The 19,525-nt window shown below is 70.8% G+C and carries 18 protein-coding genes; 6 read left to right on the top strand and 12 right to left on the bottom strand.

Features of this window, described 5'->3' with window-relative positions:
- Window positions 1-79 precede the first annotated feature (79 nt).
- Genes OM076_RS01980 through OM076_RS01970 form a run of 3 tightly spaced genes read left to right on the top strand, consistent with a single transcriptional unit; the run spans window position 80 to window position 1,490 of the window.
- Window positions 80-505, top strand: a complete 426-nt coding sequence (locus OM076_RS01980) for a hypothetical protein (protein ID WP_270037673.1) — start codon at window positions 80-82, stop codon at window positions 503-505.
- Window positions 502-894, top strand: a complete 393-nt coding sequence (locus OM076_RS01975; RefSeq protein WP_270037672.1) for a hypothetical protein — start codon at window positions 502-504, stop codon at window positions 892-894. Before OM076_RS01980 ends, OM076_RS01975 begins: the two co-directional genes overlap by 4 nt.
- Window positions 876-1,490: a metal-dependent hydrolase gene (locus OM076_RS01970; RefSeq protein WP_308214330.1), complete on the top strand. Its 615-nt coding sequence runs from the start codon at window positions 876-878 to the stop codon at window positions 1,488-1,490. Before OM076_RS01975 ends, OM076_RS01970 begins: the two co-directional genes overlap by 19 nt.
- 263 nt (window positions 1,491-1,753) lie before the next feature.
- Here OM076_RS01970 and OM076_RS01965 read toward each other — a convergent pair whose 3' ends face one another.
- The 5 genes from OM076_RS01965 to OM076_RS01945 form a co-directional block, all read right to left on the bottom strand.
- Entirely contained in the window at window positions 1,754-2,644 is an 891-nt protein-coding gene (locus tag OM076_RS01965) for a phenylalanine 4-monooxygenase (protein ID WP_270037671.1), read from the bottom strand.
- Between the two features lie 128 nt (window positions 2,645-2,772).
- On the bottom strand, window positions 2,773-3,216 hold the full coding sequence (locus OM076_RS01960; protein WP_270037670.1) for a COG4315 family predicted lipoprotein: 444 nt from the start codon (window positions 3,214-3,216) through the stop codon (window positions 2,773-2,775).
- Window positions 3,217-3,310: 94 nt separating this feature from the next.
- The gene (locus OM076_RS01955) at window positions 3,311-4,540 is read right to left on the bottom strand and encodes a vanadium-dependent haloperoxidase (RefSeq protein ID WP_270037669.1); all 1,230 of its coding nucleotides are present in this window, start codon (window positions 4,538-4,540) and stop codon (window positions 3,311-3,313) included.
- 75 nt (window positions 4,541-4,615) lie between these two features.
- Window positions 4,616-5,530, bottom strand: coding sequence for a M56 family metallopeptidase (locus tag OM076_RS01950; protein ID WP_270037668.1), 915 nt, complete (start codon window positions 5,528-5,530; stop codon window positions 4,616-4,618).
- The gene (locus OM076_RS01945) at window positions 5,520-5,909 is read right to left on the bottom strand and encodes a BlaI/MecI/CopY family transcriptional regulator (protein ID WP_270037667.1); all 390 of its coding nucleotides are present in this window, start codon (window positions 5,907-5,909) and stop codon (window positions 5,520-5,522) included. The genes OM076_RS01950 and OM076_RS01945 overlap by 11 nt, the downstream gene beginning before the upstream one ends.
- Before the next feature lie 122 nt (window positions 5,910-6,031).
- Here OM076_RS01945 and OM076_RS01940 point away from each other — a divergent pair, with 122 nt between their 5' ends.
- Complete coding sequence (locus OM076_RS01940) at window positions 6,032-6,880, top strand: hypothetical protein (protein WP_270037666.1); 849 nt, start codon at window positions 6,032-6,034, stop codon at window positions 6,878-6,880.
- A complete protein-coding gene (locus OM076_RS01935) occupies window positions 6,877-7,509 on the top strand; it encodes a hypothetical protein (protein WP_270037665.1) in 633 nt (210 codons plus the stop codon). Before OM076_RS01940 ends, OM076_RS01935 begins: the two co-directional genes overlap by 4 nt.
- Before the next feature lie 19 nt (window positions 7,510-7,528).
- On the opposite strand, the gene OM076_RS01930 is transcribed toward OM076_RS01935, so the two are convergent.
- Window positions 7,529-10,051: a S8 family serine peptidase gene (locus OM076_RS01930; RefSeq protein WP_270037664.1), complete on the bottom strand. Its 2,523-nt coding sequence runs from the start codon at window positions 10,049-10,051 to the stop codon at window positions 7,529-7,531.
- 125 nt (window positions 10,052-10,176) lie between these two features.
- On the bottom strand, window positions 10,177-11,112 hold the full coding sequence (locus tag OM076_RS45830; protein WP_372517990.1) for a quinone oxidoreductase family protein: 936 nt from the start codon (window positions 11,110-11,112) through the stop codon (window positions 10,177-10,179).
- Window positions 11,113-11,190: 78 nt separating this feature from the next.
- Here OM076_RS45830 and OM076_RS01920 point away from each other — a divergent pair, with 78 nt between their 5' ends.
- Entirely contained in the window at window positions 11,191-11,616 is a 426-nt protein-coding gene (locus tag OM076_RS01920) for a MarR family winged helix-turn-helix transcriptional regulator (RefSeq protein WP_270037662.1), read from the top strand.
- Between the two features lie 297 nt (window positions 11,617-11,913).
- Here OM076_RS01920 and OM076_RS01915 read toward each other — a convergent pair whose 3' ends face one another.
- The 5 genes from OM076_RS01915 to OM076_RS01895 form a co-directional block, all read right to left on the bottom strand.
- Window positions 11,914-12,255: a peptidoglycan-binding domain-containing protein gene (locus OM076_RS01915; RefSeq protein WP_270037793.1), complete on the bottom strand. Its 342-nt coding sequence runs from the start codon at window positions 12,253-12,255 to the stop codon at window positions 11,914-11,916.
- 78 nt (window positions 12,256-12,333) lie between these two features.
- Window positions 12,334-13,167 carry an aldose 1-epimerase gene (locus OM076_RS01910; protein WP_270037661.1) on the bottom strand — a complete coding sequence of 278 codons (834 nt, stop codon included), beginning with the start codon at window positions 13,165-13,167 and terminating at the stop codon, window positions 12,334-12,336.
- Between the two features lie 13 nt (window positions 13,168-13,180).
- Entirely contained in the window at window positions 13,181-13,783 is a 603-nt protein-coding gene (locus tag OM076_RS01905; protein WP_270037659.1) for a TetR/AcrR family transcriptional regulator, read from the bottom strand.
- Between the two features lie 67 nt (window positions 13,784-13,850).
- Window positions 13,851-15,287 (bottom strand): sugar phosphate isomerase/epimerase family protein, encoded by a 1,437-nt coding sequence (locus OM076_RS01900; protein WP_270037657.1) that lies wholly within the window; start codon window positions 15,285-15,287, stop codon window positions 13,851-13,853.
- Window positions 15,287-19,444 carry a ThuA domain-containing protein gene (locus OM076_RS01895; protein ID WP_270037655.1) on the bottom strand — a complete coding sequence of 1,386 codons (4,158 nt, stop codon included), beginning with the start codon at window positions 19,442-19,444 and terminating at the stop codon, window positions 15,287-15,289. The genes OM076_RS01900 and OM076_RS01895 overlap by 1 nt, the downstream gene beginning before the upstream one ends.
- Window positions 19,445-19,525 lie beyond the last annotated feature (81 nt).

The raw sequence follows: 19,525 nt of genomic DNA, 5'->3' as shown, positions 1-19,525 counted from the left end.
GTTAGCCGGGGCACCCCCCACGTCACACGGGCGCGAGGTCTTCCCCTTCTCTTAGGAAGAACCCCGATGCTGGGTTGAGATGGATGAGACCCTCGCAGCAGTGCAGGACGAGCGCCGGCTCGCGCATCGCCGCGTGGGCGCCGGCGCGATCGCGTCGTTCGTCCTGCTCTTGGTGGTGCTCGCAGCCGTTGGTCGTAGTGCTTCGGCCGACCCGGCCGTGCCCGCCGGCGCGCCCGTCGCGACGCCGACCCCGCAAGCCGAGCAGAGTGCGCCCGGCTACCCGCAGCCCGGCTACCGCCACCGCGGTGGCGGCTTCGGCCGGCGTGGCGGTGGCGGTGGCGAGCCCGGCTTCGGCGGCGGCGGTGGCATCCCCGACCAGGGCGAGCCCGGCGGTGGCATCCCGGACCAGGGCCAGCCCGGCGGCGGGATCCCGGACCAGGGCGAGCCCGGCGGTGGCAACCTCGCTCCCGCTCCGAGCACCGGCGGCGGGGGGACCACGACATGACCGGCTTCTTCGACGACGCCGCGCAGGCCTCGCTGATCGTCGCGGTGTTGCTCCTGCTCGCGGCCGCCGCGGCCTGCGGCGTGCAACTCGCCCGCGTCGAGCACCCGCAGGCGCGGCGCCTCGCGCAGCTCTACCTCGAGCCGCTGAGCGTCTGGTGCCTGGCCGCCCTCGTGACGCACGCCCTGGCGGTCGTCGCGGCCGGGAACGTCACCTTCTTCTCGCTGCTCGTGCCGATCTGCATGGGTCTCGCCGCGGTCGCGCTGCGCTGGGCGGACGATGACGCGGACGAGCCCGCCGAGCCCGCGGAGCCGCCGCGCCCCCAGCAGCCGGAGCCGCTCGCCACACCGGTCCGGCCGGCCTCCGGCTCGCTCTGGTCGCGCCTGACCTGACCTGGAGTTCGCTCGCGTCGTCCGGCGCCGCCCTTAGAGTCGCCGGGACGCGCTGGATCACCCATCAGATCGCCGGGGTCGGCGTGGCCGCGGTGTCGGCCACGGCGCTCGCCGTGCCCGCAGCCACGACGGCAACCCTGCTCGCGGCGGCGTGGATCGGCTCGCTGCTGCCCGACGCCGACCGTGCCGGCTCGCGCGTCTACCGCCGGACGCGCGTCGAGCGCCGCGTCCCGCTCGCCCGCCTCGCGGGCTGGCTCCTCAGGCTCCCGCTCCGCCCACTCGTCCTCCTCCGCCACCGCGGAATCACCCATTCCCTCGTCGCCTGCGCGGCCGTCGCGCTCGCCACCTGGGCGCTGGTGGGTCTGGCCGACGCCGACCTCGGCGTCGCGGCGGGAGCCGGGATGGCGATCGGCTACGGCGCGCACGTCCTCGCCGACGCCTGCACCCCCGCCGGCGTCCCGCTGTGGGCGCCGCTCTCCTCCAAACCCACCTGGATGCTGCCGGCCTGGGCGCGGATCAAGACCGGCAGCGCGCGTGAGTTCGTCGTCGCCACGGCCCTCACGGGCGCGCTGGTCTCGGCGACGTTCCTGCTCTAGAGGGACGAAGGTCAACTGCGCCGGGTGGGGCGTCCCCTCCGGTCGCCATGGTCGACCGTGCGCGTTTGAGGCGCGAATCGCGGATTTCGATCAAGTTCGCACTGGTCGAGCTGGCGCGCGGATGGGGGTGCGGAACGAGAACTTCCTGCCAGGCAGCTCTCGTTACACACCCCCGCCGCACGAGGTTCGCCTCGACCCGGCGGCCTGCCTCAGTGAGGACGACGAGGTGGCTTCGCGACCGCCTGTCGCGGTGCGTTGCGCGTTCAGGCGGCGACGGTGATGCCGAGCCGCTCCGGCGTGTCGTCGTCGACACTCGCGAAGAACCCGCCCGCGACCTCTTCCAGCTCCCCGAACGACGCCGCGCCGAACAGCACCGGCTGATACGAGGTGATGTCGTAGTCGACGGTCGCCATCGCCGCGATGTCCAGCGGCCGGATCTCCATCGAGCGGAACTCCTCGATCTCGCCGTAGGAGGAGAGGATGCCGGCGCCGTACGCGCGCAGCTCGCCGTCCTCGTACATCACGCCGAACTCCATCGTGAACCAGAAGACGTCCGCGATCGCCTGCAACGCGGCCTCGGACTCGACCCGCAGGGTCGCCTCGCCCGCGGCGCGCTTGAGCGCGGCGAACCGCGGCGAACCGAGCATGTTCCCGTGCCCGATGACCTCGTGGATGATGTCCGGCTCCGGCGTGTAGAGCGGCTGCGACGGGTGGCGGACGTACTGCGTCGAGTGGAAGACACCCGCGGCGAGTGAGCCGTAGAACTGGCGCAGCTCGACGAGCCCGGGCGCCGGGTGGTACGCGAACCCGGTCAGCGGCGCCACCCCCGCGGTCACCTCGACCAGCTGCGGCACCCGGTCCTCGGGCAGCCCGACCGCGGCCTTGGCCTCGAGGAACTCGCGCACCGCGTAGCGCTCGTGCTTGACCGCGAGCTCGGCCGAGATCAGCTGCCAGACCTCGTTCTCGGCGTCCGTGTACGCCACGGGCTGCGGGTCGGTGCCCGGCACCCACGCGAGCGCGGACGCCGCGATCTCGTTTCGGCGCTCCCGGTATTCGGGGTCCTTGAAGCCGGGATGATCGGCGCCCAACTGCACCACGACGGCGCCGGACTCGGTCTGCGTGACCGGCGAATACAGCTGCGCTTCCTCAAACATTGCCGGGAAGATCATCACGCGACCGGCTCTTGCGCAAGGTTTCTCCGATGACCTACAAGAGCTGTACAGCCTGCCCATGGATATCGCCGATCCGGTGAGCATTCTGCACACCGGATCGGCGTTTTAACTCAGTAGCCGCCGACGCGCTTGCCGGCGGCGGTCACCGCGTACCAGCGGGCGCCGAAGGCGTTGACCTTGTTGCCCTTGGTCTGGCCGGGCTTGGAGTCCCCGCTGAAGCGGTAGAGCGGGTGGCCGTTGTAGGTCACCTGGGTCTTGCCGTCGCTGCGCTTACTCGTCGAGAGCAGCGACTTGCGGGCCGAGCCGGCCGACGTCGGCTTGCCCGTCGTGAGCACCGGCGGCCAGGCGTCGGCACAGGCGCCCGAGCAGGTGCTCTTGCTCGACTTGTCCTTCTGGAACAGGTACAGCGTCCGGCCGCTGCCGTCCACCAGAATGGTGCCGAGCGCGACGTGTCGCGTCTGCACCTTCGTGGCGCCACCGGCGGCCTGGCCGGCGGACGTCAGGCCGAGGGCGACCAGCGCCGCGACGGCGGCGGTGATCAGGAGACGATGCATTTCTGGTCCTCCTTGGAGGGAGTGCTGGGGAGTGCTCTTCGAAGTTACGACCGAAGCCGCGCAAGACAATCGGGTGACGGCCCTGATCTTTGGGTCACCGGTTATGAGAGGGGCGCTCGCGCCCGAGCACGAAGTTCGCCACCGCCTTGCCGAGGTTCTCGCCCGCGACCTGATCGACCCGCGTGTGATTGCCGTTGTAGATCCGGCTGACGCTCGCCTCTTGGGCGGCCTCGGAGAAGCTCACGAACGACCGCTCGACACCCGGCAGCGCCGGCGAGGTCAGCGTGAACGCGAAGTCGTTGCCGTACACGGCGGAGAGGATGTCCTCACCCGCGGCGCTGATCGTGCCGTGGGCGCCCGGGTAGGACGGGTCCGCGGCGGTCGGCGAGAGCGGGGTCCACGCCGGATCGCTGGTGGCGCGGATCGCGGTCACCGGACGCCACAGGCGATAGGTGTACTTGGCGTCGTAGTAGGCGATGACGGAGTCCGCGAACGTGAGGTTCAGCGCGGCGAACGCGCGGGCGTCGCCGGAGAGGCCGGCGTGATGGCCGGTCGCGGCCGCTTCCGCGATCCGGTTCCAGGCGGTCCAGATCGGCGGGTTCCAGAACTGGCCGATCTGCGTCTGGTCGGCGGTCCGCGTCGAGCCGTCGAGCGCGCCGAGCGCCTTGACCTCTTCAAGCGCGGCGACCGCCTTGGCGCTCGTCAACGCCGGCGGCGCCGGCGGACGGAACTGGTCACCCTTGCGCAGCACGAACGGCTTCACCGCGCCCCAGTGGGTGAACACCGGCTGGCCGAAGGCCGGCGGGGTGAGCTGGTAGGCGCCCGGCTCGGTGCCCGGCGTGAAGGGCGGCGGGGTCGCGGCCGAGCCGTCGCCGTTGCGGGAGCGCAGGATCTGCGCCGCGACCGCCTGGCCGACCTCGATCCCCTGCGAGCGCGCACGCCCGCCGGGCACCCGCTGCAGCGCGGTGGCGTACTGCTGGTCGATCGCGGCCTGCTGCGCGGGATAGAGCTTGACGAGCGAGTCGTGGGCGGCGGCGTCGGCGGCGGCCTCCGTCGACGCGCCACGTGGGGCATTGCGCACCGATGCGAGGTACGGCGGCGCGCTGTGGTCGATCGCGACCACCGCGTCCGCGAGCGCGGCGTGCATGATCGCCAGTTCGTACGTCGCATGGACCGTCGCGGGCTGGACGCCCGGCGTGGCCTGGACGCCGAGCAGGAACTGGTTCCAATCCAGCGCGGGATCGGACTGCGCCGTCTGGCCGACCGCGGGTGTCGCTGCCAGCGCCAAGCACGAGAGGGCGGCGACCGCCAATGATCGTTTCACGGGGAGAGCCTTTCGTGGGGAGGATCTACTACACGCTGTAATACTACAGCGTGTAGTAATCACGTCAAGCCCAGATCACCCCCGCCGCGCGATCACCCCCGCCATGCAGGCGATGACCGGGATCAGCGCGAGCACCAGGACGCACGGTTGGGAGGTGGCGATCGGCAGGTTGAGCGTGGCCTGGATCGAGGCACCCGCGCTCGCACGCCAGACGACCACCAGCACCAGCGCCACGGTGAAGAGCGCGCCGACGAGCAACGCCCACGGCAGCTTCCACGCCCGCGGGAGCCCGAGCAGCGAGTCCACGCGGTCCGGCGAGATGCCGACCCCGCCGCCCTCGGTGTGCGCGTCGAAGGTGAGCATCGCCGCCGCCAGCGGGCGGGGTGAGCCGCCGGCCGCGGCCACCGCGGCGGCGTCGGCGGTGAGCTCGGCGACCTCGCCGTAGCGGTCATGCAGCGGCCGCAGCACCGGCAGGAAGAACAGCGCCTCGCAGAGGATCCGGCCGACGGCCAAGCGCAGCGGGTCCCGCATCCGGCGGTGCTCCTGCTCGTGCGCGAGCACCGCCTGAAGCTCTTCATCCGACAGGCGCTCCACGGCCGCGGCCGAGACATAGATCCGCGGCCGCAGCCACCCGGCGCAGAACGCCAGCGGCACGCCGCCCGCGATGACCCAGACGGCGTGGTGCTCCGGCAGCGGGCGCTCGATCACGAGCAGCCGCAGCAGCCGCCGGTGCGCGCGCACCTGCCGCCACGCCGCCCACAGCGCCACGACGAGGACGGCCGCCCCGAGCGCCGCGAACGCGAGCAGGAGCGCGGCCGCGGCGTTGAGCGCCGGATAGGTGAGATGCACGCCGGCGACGTCGAGCTCGTGTGCGGCCTCGCGCGACACGTGCACGGCGCTCGCGGCCACCACCAGCGCGGCGGCGGCACCCGACACGCCGGCGGCGCCGAGCGTGAGCTGCAACGGGAAGACGCGAGCGTCAGTCTTCACGGGCCAGGCGCTCGAGCGCGCTGCGGCGCTCGGGGTCGAGCTGTGCCATCTGGCGCGCGAAGTGGCCGAGCGCGACGTCGCCGAACGCGTCGACGATCGCCGCCACCTCCGCCTGCGCGCGCAGGTCGGCGTATTCCTCTCGCGTGTAGGCCGGACGGTAGATGTCGGTCTTGTCCTGGCGCCGCTTGGTCAGCAGGCCCTTGCCGTGCAGGCGACTGAGCACGGTCATGTAGGTCGTATACGCACGCGGCGCGACCGCCGTTTGGTCGAGGACCTCCATCACCGATCGGACCGACGCCTCGCCGAGCTCCCACAACGCCTCGAGCGCTTCGGCCTCGGCGCCCTGGACGGCGGGCGGAATCGGACGGTCATCTGCCATACGACCGACTGTAGTAGACGCGCTCAGGATTCGCACGCCGGCGCGTGCGCCTCGGCCACCCAGCACGAACGCTTGCCCGTATGGTCGTTGCGCACCCGGGCGTGACGCGGGACACTCGGACGGTGACCAAACACGTCCGCGATCCCCGGCTGGATGAGCGCGAGCGCGACGCGCAGGCTCCGGCGCCCGCTCCGGAGGTCCCGCAGATCGCCTACGAGCCCGGCGGTCAACCCAACCGCTCCGTCGCCGCGCGCGCTGCCCTCGCACGCGGGTACGGCAACCAGGCCGTCGGCCGGATCCTCGCCCGCGACCCCAACCCCGAGCTCGAGGCGGTCAAGAAGGTCGGGCACAAGACCGGTGCCGAGGTCGACACGGCGCTCGACGCGAGCCCGTTCTTCAAGCCGCTGATCGCCGACGGCGTCAAAGCGGGCAAGAAGGCCGACGGCCACGTCCACATCCACGACGCCGCGACGTTCCAGACCAAGTGCGTCGCGTATCTCTCGGGCAAGCAGAACCCGAACACCGGCGCGGTGTTCACCGACGACGAGGCGAAGGAGTTCGCCAAGAACGTCAACGCCTACCAAGAGGGCAAGGAGATCCACGTCCACGAGGAGCGCGGCGAGGCGGCCACCACGGTCCACGAGTCGATGCATCTCTTCGCGAACGACAAGTGGCTGCCCAAGGTCGGGTTCAACGCCAACGAGGGCACGACGGAGTACTTCACGAAGAAGCTGTGCGCGGAGCTCAAGCTCACGCGCGGCGGCTACTACGCGGATCAGTACGCGGCGGTCAAGGCGCTCGTCGACTACGTCGGTGAGACCTATGTCGCCGAGGCGTACTTCGAGGGCAAGTTGGACGAGCTCGAGGCCGCCGTCGACAAGAAGGCCGGCGAGGCGGGTGCGGGCACGTTCGGCAAGTGGCTCGGGTACATGAAGGCGTCCAAGTACGCGGAAGCCAAGGCGCTGACGTGAGCGAGCTTCCGGAGCTGCCGGGCGGCGACGAGCCGCCCTCCGTCGACGCGCTCGCGGAGCGGCTCGCGAGCCTGGTCGGCAAGGAGGACCACGAACAGGCGCGCACGCTGCTCGCGGACCGGATCCTCCCGACCGCGCTGTCCGGGCTGAGCGAACATCCGCGCCCGCGGCGGCTCGCCGAAGTGGTCTACGAAGATCTTGGAGAGCGACTGGCGGACGCCGACCCCGGCGATCGCATGGCGGAGGTGGAACGGTTGGCTGACGAGGCCGAGATCCGTGCTCTATCGGCGAAGGCGCAATCGCTGGCCGTCGCGCGGTACCTGAGCGATGACCCGAACGCGGTCGACCGGGCGGGGCCGTTCCTCGACGCCGAGGCGGAGGCCTGGCGCGGGCGCGGGGCGGAGGCGATCGCCGAAGAGGCGGCGTCCTCGCTGGACGCGCTCGAGCAGTGGGCGGAGGACGCGCGCGAGGCGCACCCCGAGCTCTTCGAGACGCGGCGCACCGACTACCTGCACGCCAAGATGGCGCTCGGCTCGGCCCGCACCGGCACCTTCGGCACCGCCGCGGGCCCGCTCTACGACTTCCTGGAGATGATGGGCACGGCGCGCGATCGGCTCGACATCCACTGATCGCGCGCCGCGTGATCGTCTACGGCGCCGTCGTCGACAGCGTGTAGGTCAGCGTCTTCGAGTAGCTGCCGGTGCGCAGCGGCTCGTTGGCGCCGATCGTCTGCTTGAACGTGACCGCCACCGCGTCGTTGGAGACCGGGCCGGGCCAGGCCTTCAGCGTCGTCGGTGCCGCTGAGCCGCCGACGGCCGCGAACGCGCCTCCGCCACTCGCCTGGAGCGGCTGGACGAGCGCGAAGGTGCCGTTGACGAGCCGGCCGGTCGCGACGGTGTCCGGGTCGGCGACGGTGAGCGTGGCGTTCGCCGCGGTGGAGATGACGTTGGCGGTCGTGGCCGCCGTGTACTCACGCGCCACGCCGGGCGTGAACGCGCCGAAGGTCGCCGGCGCGCCGAGCGTCAGCGCGAGCGTCGCCGGCACCGTGCCACCGACCGTTCCGTCCGCCGTCGCCACGGCGATCAGCGTCACGCTGTTGTTCATGTAGGACACCCAGAACCAGGCGTTGCCCGCCTTGAGGAAGCTGCCCTCGGGGAGGTCGTCGAACGTCCCGGTGACCGAGCGCCCGCTCGCGAGCGTCAGCGTGCTCCCGGGGCTCACGGCGCCCTGGATGTCGAGCACCAGCGGCCCGTCGAGCGCGATGTCGCCGTCGGCGCGCAGCTTGCCGTAGTCCGTCCCGCTGCGCACGGTCACCACGAGGCGACCGGCGGCGCCGATGCGGACGTTCCCGGCGGTGCTGAGGACGTTCCCGGCCTGGACCGGCACGTCGGTGATGCGCGCCGCCTCAGCCGGGGCGAGACCGGGCGCGAGCACGCCGGAGGCGACGTCGATGCCACCCGCCACGCTGCCACTGCCGCCGAGCGTCCCGCCGGCGACGTCGATCGCGCTCGCGTGCGAGCCGTTGACCGAGAGCTTGCCGGCGTTGACCGTCGTCTCCCCATGCCACGTCTCGGTGCCGGTGAGGAACAGCGTTCCCTCCCCGCGCTTGCTGAGGCTGCCGGTGTAGACCCGCGTCGCGCGTGCCTGCTCCCGGCGCGTGCCGATCGCGTAGTCGGACTTGTCGATGTCACTCGCGTCGGCCGGCAGGCCGTTCGTCCAGCCCTTGGTGACCTTGGTCGCCTGCCACGTCGCGGCCTCGGCTGCGTCCTCCTGCCGGCGCGCCGTGATCGCGACGTCGGAGATGTTGTTCGACCACACGTCGCTGTAGCCGTGGGTGTCGAGGTCGACGGGGCCGAGCAGCTGGCCCGGGCCCTTGAACGCTTCGCGCAGGTTGGGGGTGCCCCAGCCGTTGCGCGAGTCGGGGACCTGCACGATCTGCCCGCGGGTGGGGTTCGAGATCGCCGCGCCCGTCGCGTTGCTGATCGTGTTGTTCTGGCGGCCGCTCGTGAACAGCGTGTGCATCGCCTGCTCGTTGGTCAGGTACGGGAAGCGCGACATGATCAGCGCCAGCTCGGCCGCCGAGTGCGGGCCGGCCATCGACGTGCCGGAGGCACTGCCGTAGCGCGGTTGCGGCACGCCGTCGACGATCGCCACGGTCGTGCTGTTGATGTTGCGGCTCGGCGCGGTCACGCAGGACCACTTCGCCACGCCGCACTGGTTGAACTCCTGCTGGCCCGGCACGAGGACGGAGCCGTCGGGATTGAACGTCCGCCCGGTGGCGGGGTTGATGCCCGACGTCGTGTACCAGCTGTGCTCCAGATCGGGCAGGAAGTACGGCGCCGCGGCCCGCGGCGTCGGCTGCGTGTAGCCGCCGTTGCCGGCGGTGAACTGCAGGATCGTGCCGGTGCGCGCAACGTCGATCGCGCCGTTGAGCCAGTGCGACGTCTTGCCGTTCGGGTCCGCCACGCCCTCCGGCGTGTACAGGTGCCGCCAGGCCGTGTTGAGCCCGTCATAGGTGTTGTAGTTCTCGGTGGCCGGCTGGCTGCCCCAGCTGGTGGTGATCAGCCGGATCGGCTTGCCGTCCGCGGTCGCGGCCGCGTTCACTGCCCGGTAGACGTTGCCGATGTAGGCGTTGTCCGGCGTCTGCTCGAGCGTCGCCGTCGGCGGCAGCAGGCCGTAGAGGACGCCGTCGGTCTTGCCGGTGTTGCCGATATAGACGTCGGCGTTGAACGCGACGCCGTGCATGTTGGCGACGGGTCCGGTGGGCTGCGTCTCGCCGACGCCGTCGCGGCTCGCCGCCACGGTCCCGCTCACGTGCGTGCCGTGCAGGTCGTTGATCGCCGGGTCGTAGTACCCCGGCGTCGGACCGGTGTAGCCGCCCTGCGCGACGACCGAGAAGAACCGATCGCCGACCGTGTAGTTCGTATCCAGACTCCCGTGCTCGCGCATATGTCCGAAGAAGGACCCGGAGTCCACGATGCCGATGTTCATCCCGCCGCCGGCGTAGCCCGCGGCGTACGCGAACTCGGCCCCGATCGACAGCATGCCGTTGTCGCGCAGGAACTCCGGCGTCCGCCAGCTCGCCGGATCTCCCACTTTGCCCGGATCGCCCGCGTAGGACTGGATCGCAGGCGGCGGCGCAGACAACTGCGCGTGAGCCGATTGCGCCATGAGCCCTCCCAGGCTCAGCGGTACCAGGGCGAAGACAAGCGACGCCCGCGCGCGCTTCGAGTTCACACCAACCCCCCCAGATTGTTGCCTCAGTACTGCAATCTCTTCACGCCTTGTTCACGTTGTCAAGCGGGAACGAAGACGACCCGCTCGCTGGATCCGAGCGACCGGGTCCACGCGTCCTCGACGTCACTGAGCACGACCGGGCTGGCATCGATCGTGTAACCGCCTTGGGCGATGTGGGCCGCGAGCTCGGAGAGCTCGGCGACGATCTCGCGGGTGGGCACCGAGCCCTGGCCGCTGCCGACGAGCTGCAGCCTCGCGGCCCGCAGCCACTGCGACTGGACCGGCAGTTCCAGGCCCGCCATCGAACCGATCTCGACCCAGGTCAGCGGGCGCCCGCGATCGGGCCGCCGCGTGAGGATCGCGGGGATCGCCGCCGCGGCGGCGCTGCCCCACAGGTAGTCGAGCACCACGTCCACCTCCGCCGCGGCGGCACCGAGCGCCTCGGTGTCATCGAGCACGACGGTGCGGTCGGCGCCGATCGCCTCGAGCTCCGCGAGGCGCGCCTCGTTTCTCCCGGCGGCGATGACCTGCTTCGCACCGAGGTGCTTGGCGATCTGCACCGCCAACTGCCCCGCGTTCCCGGTCGCCCCGAGCACGAGCACGCTCTGCCCGGGCTCGAACGCGATCCGCCGGCGCAGGGCGATCCAGGACGACATCGCCGGGTTCATCGCCGCCGCGATCGTGACGGGATCGACGTGTGCGGGGAGCACCGCGCAGCGCCGCGGGTCGACCGCCGCGCGCTCGGCCATGCTGCCGAGCAGCGTGTCCGGCAGCACGAAGTAGACGTGCTCACCGCCGGCGGTCCGCCCCACGCCGTCGATCCCGGGGATCAGCGGCAGCTCGCCGGTGCTCTCGTAGTGCGTGCCGTCCGCGGTCGACCGCACGCGCGGGTGGAGGGCGGCGGCGAGCACGTCGACGACGTGCTCGCCCTCGGGCGTGGGGAACTCCTCGTAGCGAGGCGGGTGGGTGAACGAGCGGACGACGGCGGCGTGCATGGCGGGCTCCTGGCTGATAGTTCGTGCCACGAACCAGTATTGTACGCATCACGAACTACATGCGCTAGCCTCGAGCTGATGGAAGACGATCTCGGCCTCGTCGACGCCGTGGTGCAGCTCTCGTTCGCGGTGCACGAGATCCTCAACTCGATCGCCGCCGACTTCGACCTCTCGATCACCCAGGTGCGAATGCTCGGCATCCTGCGCGACCGCGAACCGGGGATGCTCGAACTCGCGCGGGTGCTGTCTCTGGAGAAATCGAGCGTGACGGGGTTGGTCGATCGCGCCGAGGCGCGCGGGCTCGTGGTGCGGACGCGGGGCGTTGATGACGGGCGGGCCGTGCACGTGCGGATGACGGACCACGGGCAGGAGTTGGCGCGGCAGTTCGTCGAGCGGCTTACGCCGCAGATTTCAGAGCTGGTGGGTGGGTTGCCGGCTCGTGACCGGGCGCAGCTCGTTCGGAGTGCCGGGCGCGTGGTCGCCGAACGTCAACTGCGCCGGTGAGGGGGAGGGAGTGGCAGTGCCACCCGTCCCTGGCTGCCGTGGACCCGCTCGGCGCTCGGCTCTGTTGGCTCGAAGTGCCGTGTTGGGATACCGACAGTTACGGGCGTGGTGCTGACACCCCCATCCGCGGTGGGCCTTCCGGTGATCGGTTTCGGCGAGCAACGAGGTCATGCGCGAGGGGGGTAGTTCGTTTTGGTTCACCCCCTGTGAACCAAGTCGAAACACCCCCCGGAACGCGCCAGCTCGACCAGTGCGAACCTGATCGAAACCCGCGATCCGTGCCTCAAACGCGCACGGTCAACCGTGCGCGCTAAGCAGAGCGTCAGCCGTGCGCTCGTCGGGCACGCCATCCACCGGCAGGCCCTGCGAAGCCTGGAAACGCGCGACGGCATCGAGCGTCGGGCGGTCGTAGACGCCCGAGACGGCCTCAGCCGGCAGATACCCGAGCGCGACAAGGTGCTCCTGGACGGTCCGGGCCTGGAGAGCCGGCGCACCGCCGGCGGCCGCAGCGGCGCCGCCCGGGGCCAACAGTGAACCGGCCAGAGCGGCCGCGATCGCGAGCGCCTTGCGGCGCGGACGCCGGTCGCGGCGGTTGGCCGGCGGAGAGTAGGTGAGAGAGTGGGTGGCGGGATTGAGCATCGCGGTCAAATCCAGTGTGGCCGCGGATGTGTTTAGTAACCATAAGGAGTTGCCCTGAGCGGGTCTCAGGGATCTCCCCTAGGTCACGGTGATGCTGAACCGCATGCGCCAGGGCGCGGACTGCAGGTCGTCGCCGGTGACGAGCGCGTCGCCCGGCGCGGCCATCGGCTCGAACGAGACGAGGGCCTCGGCGGCGGGGGCGAAGAAGTGGGCGTACGGCGCGCCTTCGGGGAAGTCGACCTGGATCCGCCGCCGCGCGCCCTCGAGGATGAACGGGCCGTCGACGTCGGCCAGCGCTTCGTCGTAGGCGCTCTCGCCGAGCCGCTCGACGCCGCGCTCACGCGCCGACCGCGCGCCCGTCGGCAGCATCCGATCGTCGAGCTCGAGCCGCGTCGCGGCACCGATCGACACCCGCCAATCCGCGCGGGGCTCCCCCGGCAGCTGGAGGAACGGGTGCCAGCCGAACGCCACCGGCGCCTCGCCCCGCACTTCGGTCGTCGTCTCCAGGCCGCGCTCGGTCAACCGGTGCTCCACGCGCAGGGTGTGCGGGAACGGGAACGCCGCCACGTTCCAGTCCAGCGTCGCGACCACCCGCTCACGCGACGAAGACTCGACCACCCACCCACTTCGCGCCTCCGGAAGGCCGTGCATCGGCGAGCCGAACCCGTCCGTCCGTGCCGCCGAGACATCGACGGCCGCCCCGCGCACGCCGAACCGCACGGCGCTCAAGCGGTTCGCCCACGGGTACAGCAGCGGCGAGCCGGTCGTCTTGCCGGTCCGCGCGAAGGTCTCGGCGTCGGCGCGCTGGCCGAGCAGCTCCTCGTCGTCGTGGCGCAGCGACGTGACGAGCATCGCGGCGGCCGGAGCGATCGTCGCCTCCAGCGAGCCGTTGCGCAGCAGGACGACCTCCACGATCCCGCGGAGCCTACTGCTCGCCGCCGAGCAGCTTCAGGAGCTGCGCGAGCGGCTCGACCATGTCCACCGCTTCGGGGTCGAGCAGGAACTGCAGCTGGAGCCCGTCCATCACCGCGGCCAGGAGCGTCGCGACGATCGCGGGATCGATGTCGGCACGGAACCGGCCGGATTCCTGCGCCTCACGGGCGGCCTGGGTGAGCACGGTACGGACGTGCCGGTAGCGCTCTTGGAAGCGCTCGTGACCGGGGTGCTCAGGGGCGACGCCCTCGGCCGCGAGCACCGTGAACAGGCGGGTGAGGTCCGGCTCGCGCTGATTGTGCGAGACGACGTCGAGCAAGCCCTCGGCGAGGTCCCAGTTCCCGGCCCGCGCGCGCTCCTCGGCGCGGGCGGCGCTCAGCTCGTCGCGCAGGTCCAGCACGCCGAGCAGGAGATGCGTCTTCGACGGGAAGTAGTGCAGCACGCCCTGGCGGCTGATCCCGACGGCGGCGGCGACCGCGTCGAGCGAGGCGCCGCGGAAGCCGTGGGCGGTGAAGAGCTCCAGCGCGGCGCGCAGGATGCGGTCCCGCTGCTCGCGTCCTTCAGGGGTTGTGGTGCGCGGGCGCGTGGCGGCCATGCCCGTAAGCGTAGGCGGGCCGGATGCAGAGGCCGTCGCGGCGGTCACCCGCGACGGCCTCCAGGGGTCACGGAGTCGTCGTCGACAACGTGAAGGTGAGGGTCTTGCCGTACGCCCCGGTGCGGAGCGCGTCAGTCGCGCCGATCGACTGCTTGAAATCGACCTTCACGGACTCGTTCGACGTCGGGCCGGTCCACGTCTTCAGCGAAGCGGCGGTGCCGCTGACCGGCGCGAACGCGCCGCCCACACCCGCCTGCACGGCCTGCGGCAGCGAGAACGTGCCGTTGACCAGACGGCCGGGCGCCGTCGCGCTCGGATCGGCCACGCTCAGCGTGGCATCGCCCGCCGTCGAGATCACGGTCGCCGTGGTCGACGCCGTGTAGTCCTTCGCCACACCCGGCTGGAAGGCGCCGAAGCTCGCCGACGTGCCGAGGGTGAGCGCGAGCGTCGCGGGGACCGTTCCCCCCACGCCGCCGCTCTCGTCGCGCACCTTCCCGAACGTGACGCAGTTGAGCAGGTTGGAGGCGATCTTCGAGGACGCGAACGCGTCCGGCGGGAGGTCGTACTCCCAGTGGTAGTAGTCGACGTCGGCCGCGGCGGCGAAGATCCGCTTCCAGTCGGTGAAGTCGTTCGGGCCGCCGGCGTCCGTGATGCGCGCGAACTCGAGCGCGGGGGTGGGAGCGCCGCCGCCGTTGGGGTTCGATCCCTTCACGTGGAGCATCGAGATCCGCTTGCTGTACTTGCGCAGGAACGCGACGAGCTCGTCGGTGTTGTACTTGAGCCCCTCGAGCGCCCAGTGCACGTCGATCTCGAACGTCACCAGCGTCGGGTCCGTGTTGAGCATCACGACCTCGAGCGCCGGCACCTGCTCCTTGACGCCGTCACCGTTGACGTCGTAGGCCAGCTTGGTCGCGAACTCGTCCACGTGGTTGTGGCCGTAGACCCACAGGCCGCGAGCCCGCGCCTTGCGGCCGAGGTCGTTGAGCACCGATGCCATGTTCAGCGCGCCCTCGACCGTGGTCATGCTGGTGCCGTTCGGCCACCCGCCCGAGCCCACGTACTTCAGGCCCAGCGTCTGCGCCTGGTCCAGCCGCGCGTCCCACGTGCCGGTGTCGACCGCGCCGTGGTCGGCCACCGCGTGCAGGCCGTAGCTCTCGAAGAGCTGCCGGTACTGCGCGTCGGTGTAGCCGAACGTCCCGTTGAAGTTCTCGAACGACGAGAACCCGTTCGCCTTCATCTGCGCGAAGACGTTCTTGACCGCCGCCTGCATCTGCTCCTGCGAGTTCGGCGGCGTGTTGGGCGGGAACGTCTGCCCGGGGCCGATCGGGATCGAGCCGAACACCGGCAGCAGGAAGTTGTAGAGCTGGAAGCTGATCTTGTCCTTGGGGATCGTCCCCGGGACACAGCCGGGCGCGGTCTGCGCGGCGGCGGGCGAAGCCGCCACGGCCACGGCCGCCATGCCCGCCGCGGTCAGCCCGGCGAGCGTTGAGCGAACTCGTTTCACTACCCCTCCTTGGTGCTGCTGGTCGTGATGCCCGGGCCCGTGAAGGCGACCCAGTTGAGGTTGCCCCAGCCCAGGAACGGGATCACGGGGCCGTCGGTGAGCTGCTTGAACACCAGGTACAGACGCTTCGAGCCCGTGTAGTCCAGCGGGGCGCTGAAGTTCTGATAGATCGTGCTGTCGCCCGTGGCCTTGAGCCTGACCGTGGTCAGGACCGGGCCGGTCGGGCTGCCGTCGCGCACTTCCACGTCGGCCAGCTCCGTGCCGGCGGGCGTCGCCGGGATGAACGGCGGGAAGCTGCCCGGTCCGGCGAAGCGCAGCGTGATCTGCTTGTCCATGTGCGCGACGTTCACGCGGTTGTTGATCGCGATCCAGTCGCCCGGATCGAGGCTGGCACGGACCTGTCCGCCGCCCGCGTCGGGCTCGGAGGACGCGGCCGTCGTCGTGCCTTCTTGGTCGAGCGCGTACTCGACCTGCTGGCGGCGGATCTGGACCACGTGCTGGTCGGTGGCCGACAGCGCGGGCTGCCCGTTGGCGCCCTTGTCGGTGTAGGTGGCGCTGATGCCACCCGCGATGTAGTCGCCGTGGGAGGCGTCCTCGGCCGAGGTCTGCAGCGTGCCGGAGCAGCCGGTCTTGGCCTCCTCGGCGTGACCGTGCGTGTTGTGCACGAGCACGAACGTCACGGTGACCCGCGAGCAGTCGATCGGCCCGTCCTCCGGGTCGCTCGCGGTGACGGTGAACGGGATCTTGTCCCCCCACTCGAAGAAGTCACCGTCCAGCGGCGTGTCGACGGTGATCTTCGGCGAGGTGTTGCCGACGATGATCCGCACCGTCTTGCTGTCGCTCTTGCCCGTCGAGTCGGTGACCGTCAGCTTCGCCAGGTGCTGCCCGTTGGTCGTGTACACGTGCGACGGATCGGGATCGGTCGAGTCGACGAGGCCGTCCTCGTCGAAGTCCCACGCGAAGCGGATCGAGTCACCCGGGTCCGCGTCACGCGACCCCTCGCTCGAGAACTGCACCGTCAGCGGCGCGATGCCATCGGTGGGTGTGGCACCGAGCACCGCCTGCGGCCCCCGCTGGCCCTTGACGTACTCCCACCGGTACATGCCCGCGTCGGGGTTGGACTGAAAGAAGCCGTCGCCGTAGGTCAGCAGGTAGTAGCTGCCGTCGGTGCCGAACTGCATGTCCATCGGGTTGTCGCACTCGAACGGGAACGGCGACGTCTTCGAGAGCGCGGCACCGCAGTCGAGGAACCGGTTGATCTTGAAGATCTTGTTGTCCTTGTCGACGCGGACCTCGCGCAGCGTGTCGACGTTGAACTCGCCGAGGATGAAGGCGCCGTCGTAGTACGGCGGGAACTTCGTCGTGCTCGGGTTGCTTGCGTCGAAGTGGTACGGAGCCGCGCCGTGCGGAGCGACGCCGGTCGTGAACAGCTCGGGGAAGAGCTGCGGGCACGTGCCGCCGGACCCGTTGTAGTAGGCCACGCACGGCGTACCCAGCGGCGGGTTGGCGTTGTCGCGGTAGGAGTACCAGATGTCCGGCTGCGTGAGCGGCGGCACGTTGATGCGCCCGGGCTCTGACGCCGGGTCGATCGTCGCGCCCGTGTTCCAGCGCGAGCGGTTCTGCGGCCCGCGCTCGGGGTTGTCGCACTCGTACGCCTGCGGCGTCGGATCGAGCGGCGTGGTCGTGTTGAAGTTCCAGCGGTAGTACGGGAGCTTCGGCGAGACGCACAGCGGCCAGCCGTAGTTGGACGCCTTGCGCACGACCTCGACGCGGCCGGTGCCGGCGGGCCCGCGGTAGTTCTCGGGCGTGTTGGCGTCCGGCGAGTAGTCGGTGACGTAGGCGACGTCGTGGTTGTCGACCTGGATCCGGAATGGATTGCGGAAGCCCATCGCGTAGATCTCCGGACGCGACCGGTCGTCGGTGTCCTGGGACTCCGGGAACAGGTTGCCCGCCGGGTTCGTGTAAGAGCCGTCGGCGTTGACGTGGATGCGCAGCACCTTGCCGCGCAGGTCGTTCGTGTTGCCGGCGCTACGGCGGGCGTCGACGAACGGCGCCTGGAACCAGTTGCCCTCCTGCGTCGTGGCGACCACAGCAGCCGCACCGGCGCCGGTGAGACCGGCGTTGTTGACCGTCATCGGCGCGACGTCGGTCTCGGAGAAGCGGCCGTCGAACAGCACGGTCGCGGCGGCCGCGTTGACGGGCCCGCCGGTGACGATCACGTCACCCGGGTCGACGTTCGAGAGCCCCTCGAGCGCCGTCCTGACGCCGGCCGCCGCAGCGTTGTAGGCGATCGGCGCGGTCGTCTGACCCGCGACCGTCAGCGTGAAGCTGCCGCCCGTCGCGCCGGTGACCCGCACGGTCTGCGTCTCGTCGGTCTTCATGTCGTTGTGCGGCGAGAAGCCGCCCGAGTTGCCGCCGCCCGAAGGCGTGTCGTCGCCCGTGACCAGCCACAGGTTGTTGTGCTGGTCGAAGTCGATGTCACCCGCGACGTGGCAGCAGGCGCCGCGGTTGTTGGAGACCCGCAGGATCTTCTGCTCGGTGTCGAGATCCAGGTGCGGCCCGCTCGCGTCCTGGACGAACTTGAACCGCGAGAGCTGGAAGTACCCGACGTAGTCGTCCCACGCGCTCAGCGACGGAGCGGTGGTCGGCGCCGAGTCGTTCGGCGGGGTGGTGATCGTCCTGGTCTTGCCGTTGGACTGCTTGACGTTGACCACCGTCTGCGGCGCGTAGTACAGGTACACCCACCGGTTGGTGGCGAAGTCGTTGTCGATCGCGGGGCCGTACAACCCGTCCTCGGAGTTCGTGTAGACCGGCAGGGTCGCGATGACCGTCGAGCTGCCGTCCTTCGGGTCGTGCAGCCGCAGCTCGCCGCCACGCGCCGTCTGCAGCACGCGCCCGTCCGGGAGCACGTCGAACCCGATCGGCTCCTTCAGCCCGGGGCTGCCCGCAACCGTGTTGTCGGACATCTTGACCTGCTGGTAGTTGGCGAGCACGGTGGCGCCGCAGTCGCTGTAGACCGGGTCGGCCTCGCCGGCCGTCCACTGCAGCGCGCCCGCGAGGTGACTGCGCACGTCGGCGGCCGAGAACTCGCCGTTGGCGCCGACGTTCGTGTAGAACGAGCGCCCGCCCTGGAAGTCCTTGCACCAGGCGACCGGGTGGTCGGCCAGGGCCTTCATCGTGCCGCCGGCGTAGGTGCTCTCGTCGACCGTGGCGAGCACGTGCGAGAGGCCGCGGACGTTGTCCTTGAAGTTGTAGTAGAGGTCGCCGTGCTTCCAGTACTCCGGCAGGCTCTTGCTCGCCTCGTGCCCGCGATCGGCGACCTTCACGGTGGCATTGAACGCCGCCACCGCGGCGCCGTCCGCACGCGTGCCGAGCAGCTCGGTGAGATAGCTCCACTGCGGTTCTGACTCGATCGCGGACCCGATCGCCAGCAGGCCGCCGCCGTCCTTGTAGTACGCCGCGAACGCGGCCTCCTGAGCGGCGCTCAAGGGCGAACCGATGTTCCCGAGGAGCACGACGGCGCGGAAGTCCTTCAGGCGGTCGGCCGTGAACAGCGCAGCGTCGCTGCTCTGGGTCACCTTGAAGCCGCCGTCGTTCGCGATCGCCTTCAGCGCGTTCAAGCCGGACTCGTATGACGCCGGGGCAGCGGTGCCGGTGAACACCAGCACGTCGAACTTCGGGCCGGTCTCAGGACCAGGCGCCGGCAGTGGTGCGACCGCGGCATCCGGCGAGGGGGTCGTGGCCGGCTTGGGTGCCGGGGCCGCGGCGGGGGCCGTCTTCGGCGTCGTAGCGACCGTGAGCTTGCGCGCGCCCCACAGGCACGCCGCCGCGCCCGAGCCGACGCTTGCGCAGCCGCGGACGTAGTAGCTGCCGCCGGCCAGTGACGCCGGCAGTCTCGCCGACAGCGCATAGGCGGCCGTGCCGCCGGCCTTGACGCGCTTGGAGGTTGTGGCACCGAGCGTGATCGGCTTGCCGGTCTTGGTCCTCCGTACCGTCACCGTCACGCGCGCCTTCGCGCTGCTGCGCGTGGCGTTGACCACCCGCCCGGAGACCTTCAGGGTCGCTCCGGGAGCGACCGCGGCCTTCGGCGGCGAACTGATCGACCGCAGCTTCGCCGACGGCGCGGCAGCCTCGGAAGTGCCTGCGGACAGCGCCACAACGGCGCCGCACGTCGACAGGCATGCCAGTGACCTGGCAAGTCGCAACGACAACTTGACCTCTCCTCTTCGCTCTTCGCG

The organism is Solirubrobacter ginsenosidimutans (assembly GCF_027587205.1).
The sequence above is the reverse complement of the archived record's forward strand: the minus strand, read 5'-3'. Positions and strand labels throughout refer to the sequence as shown.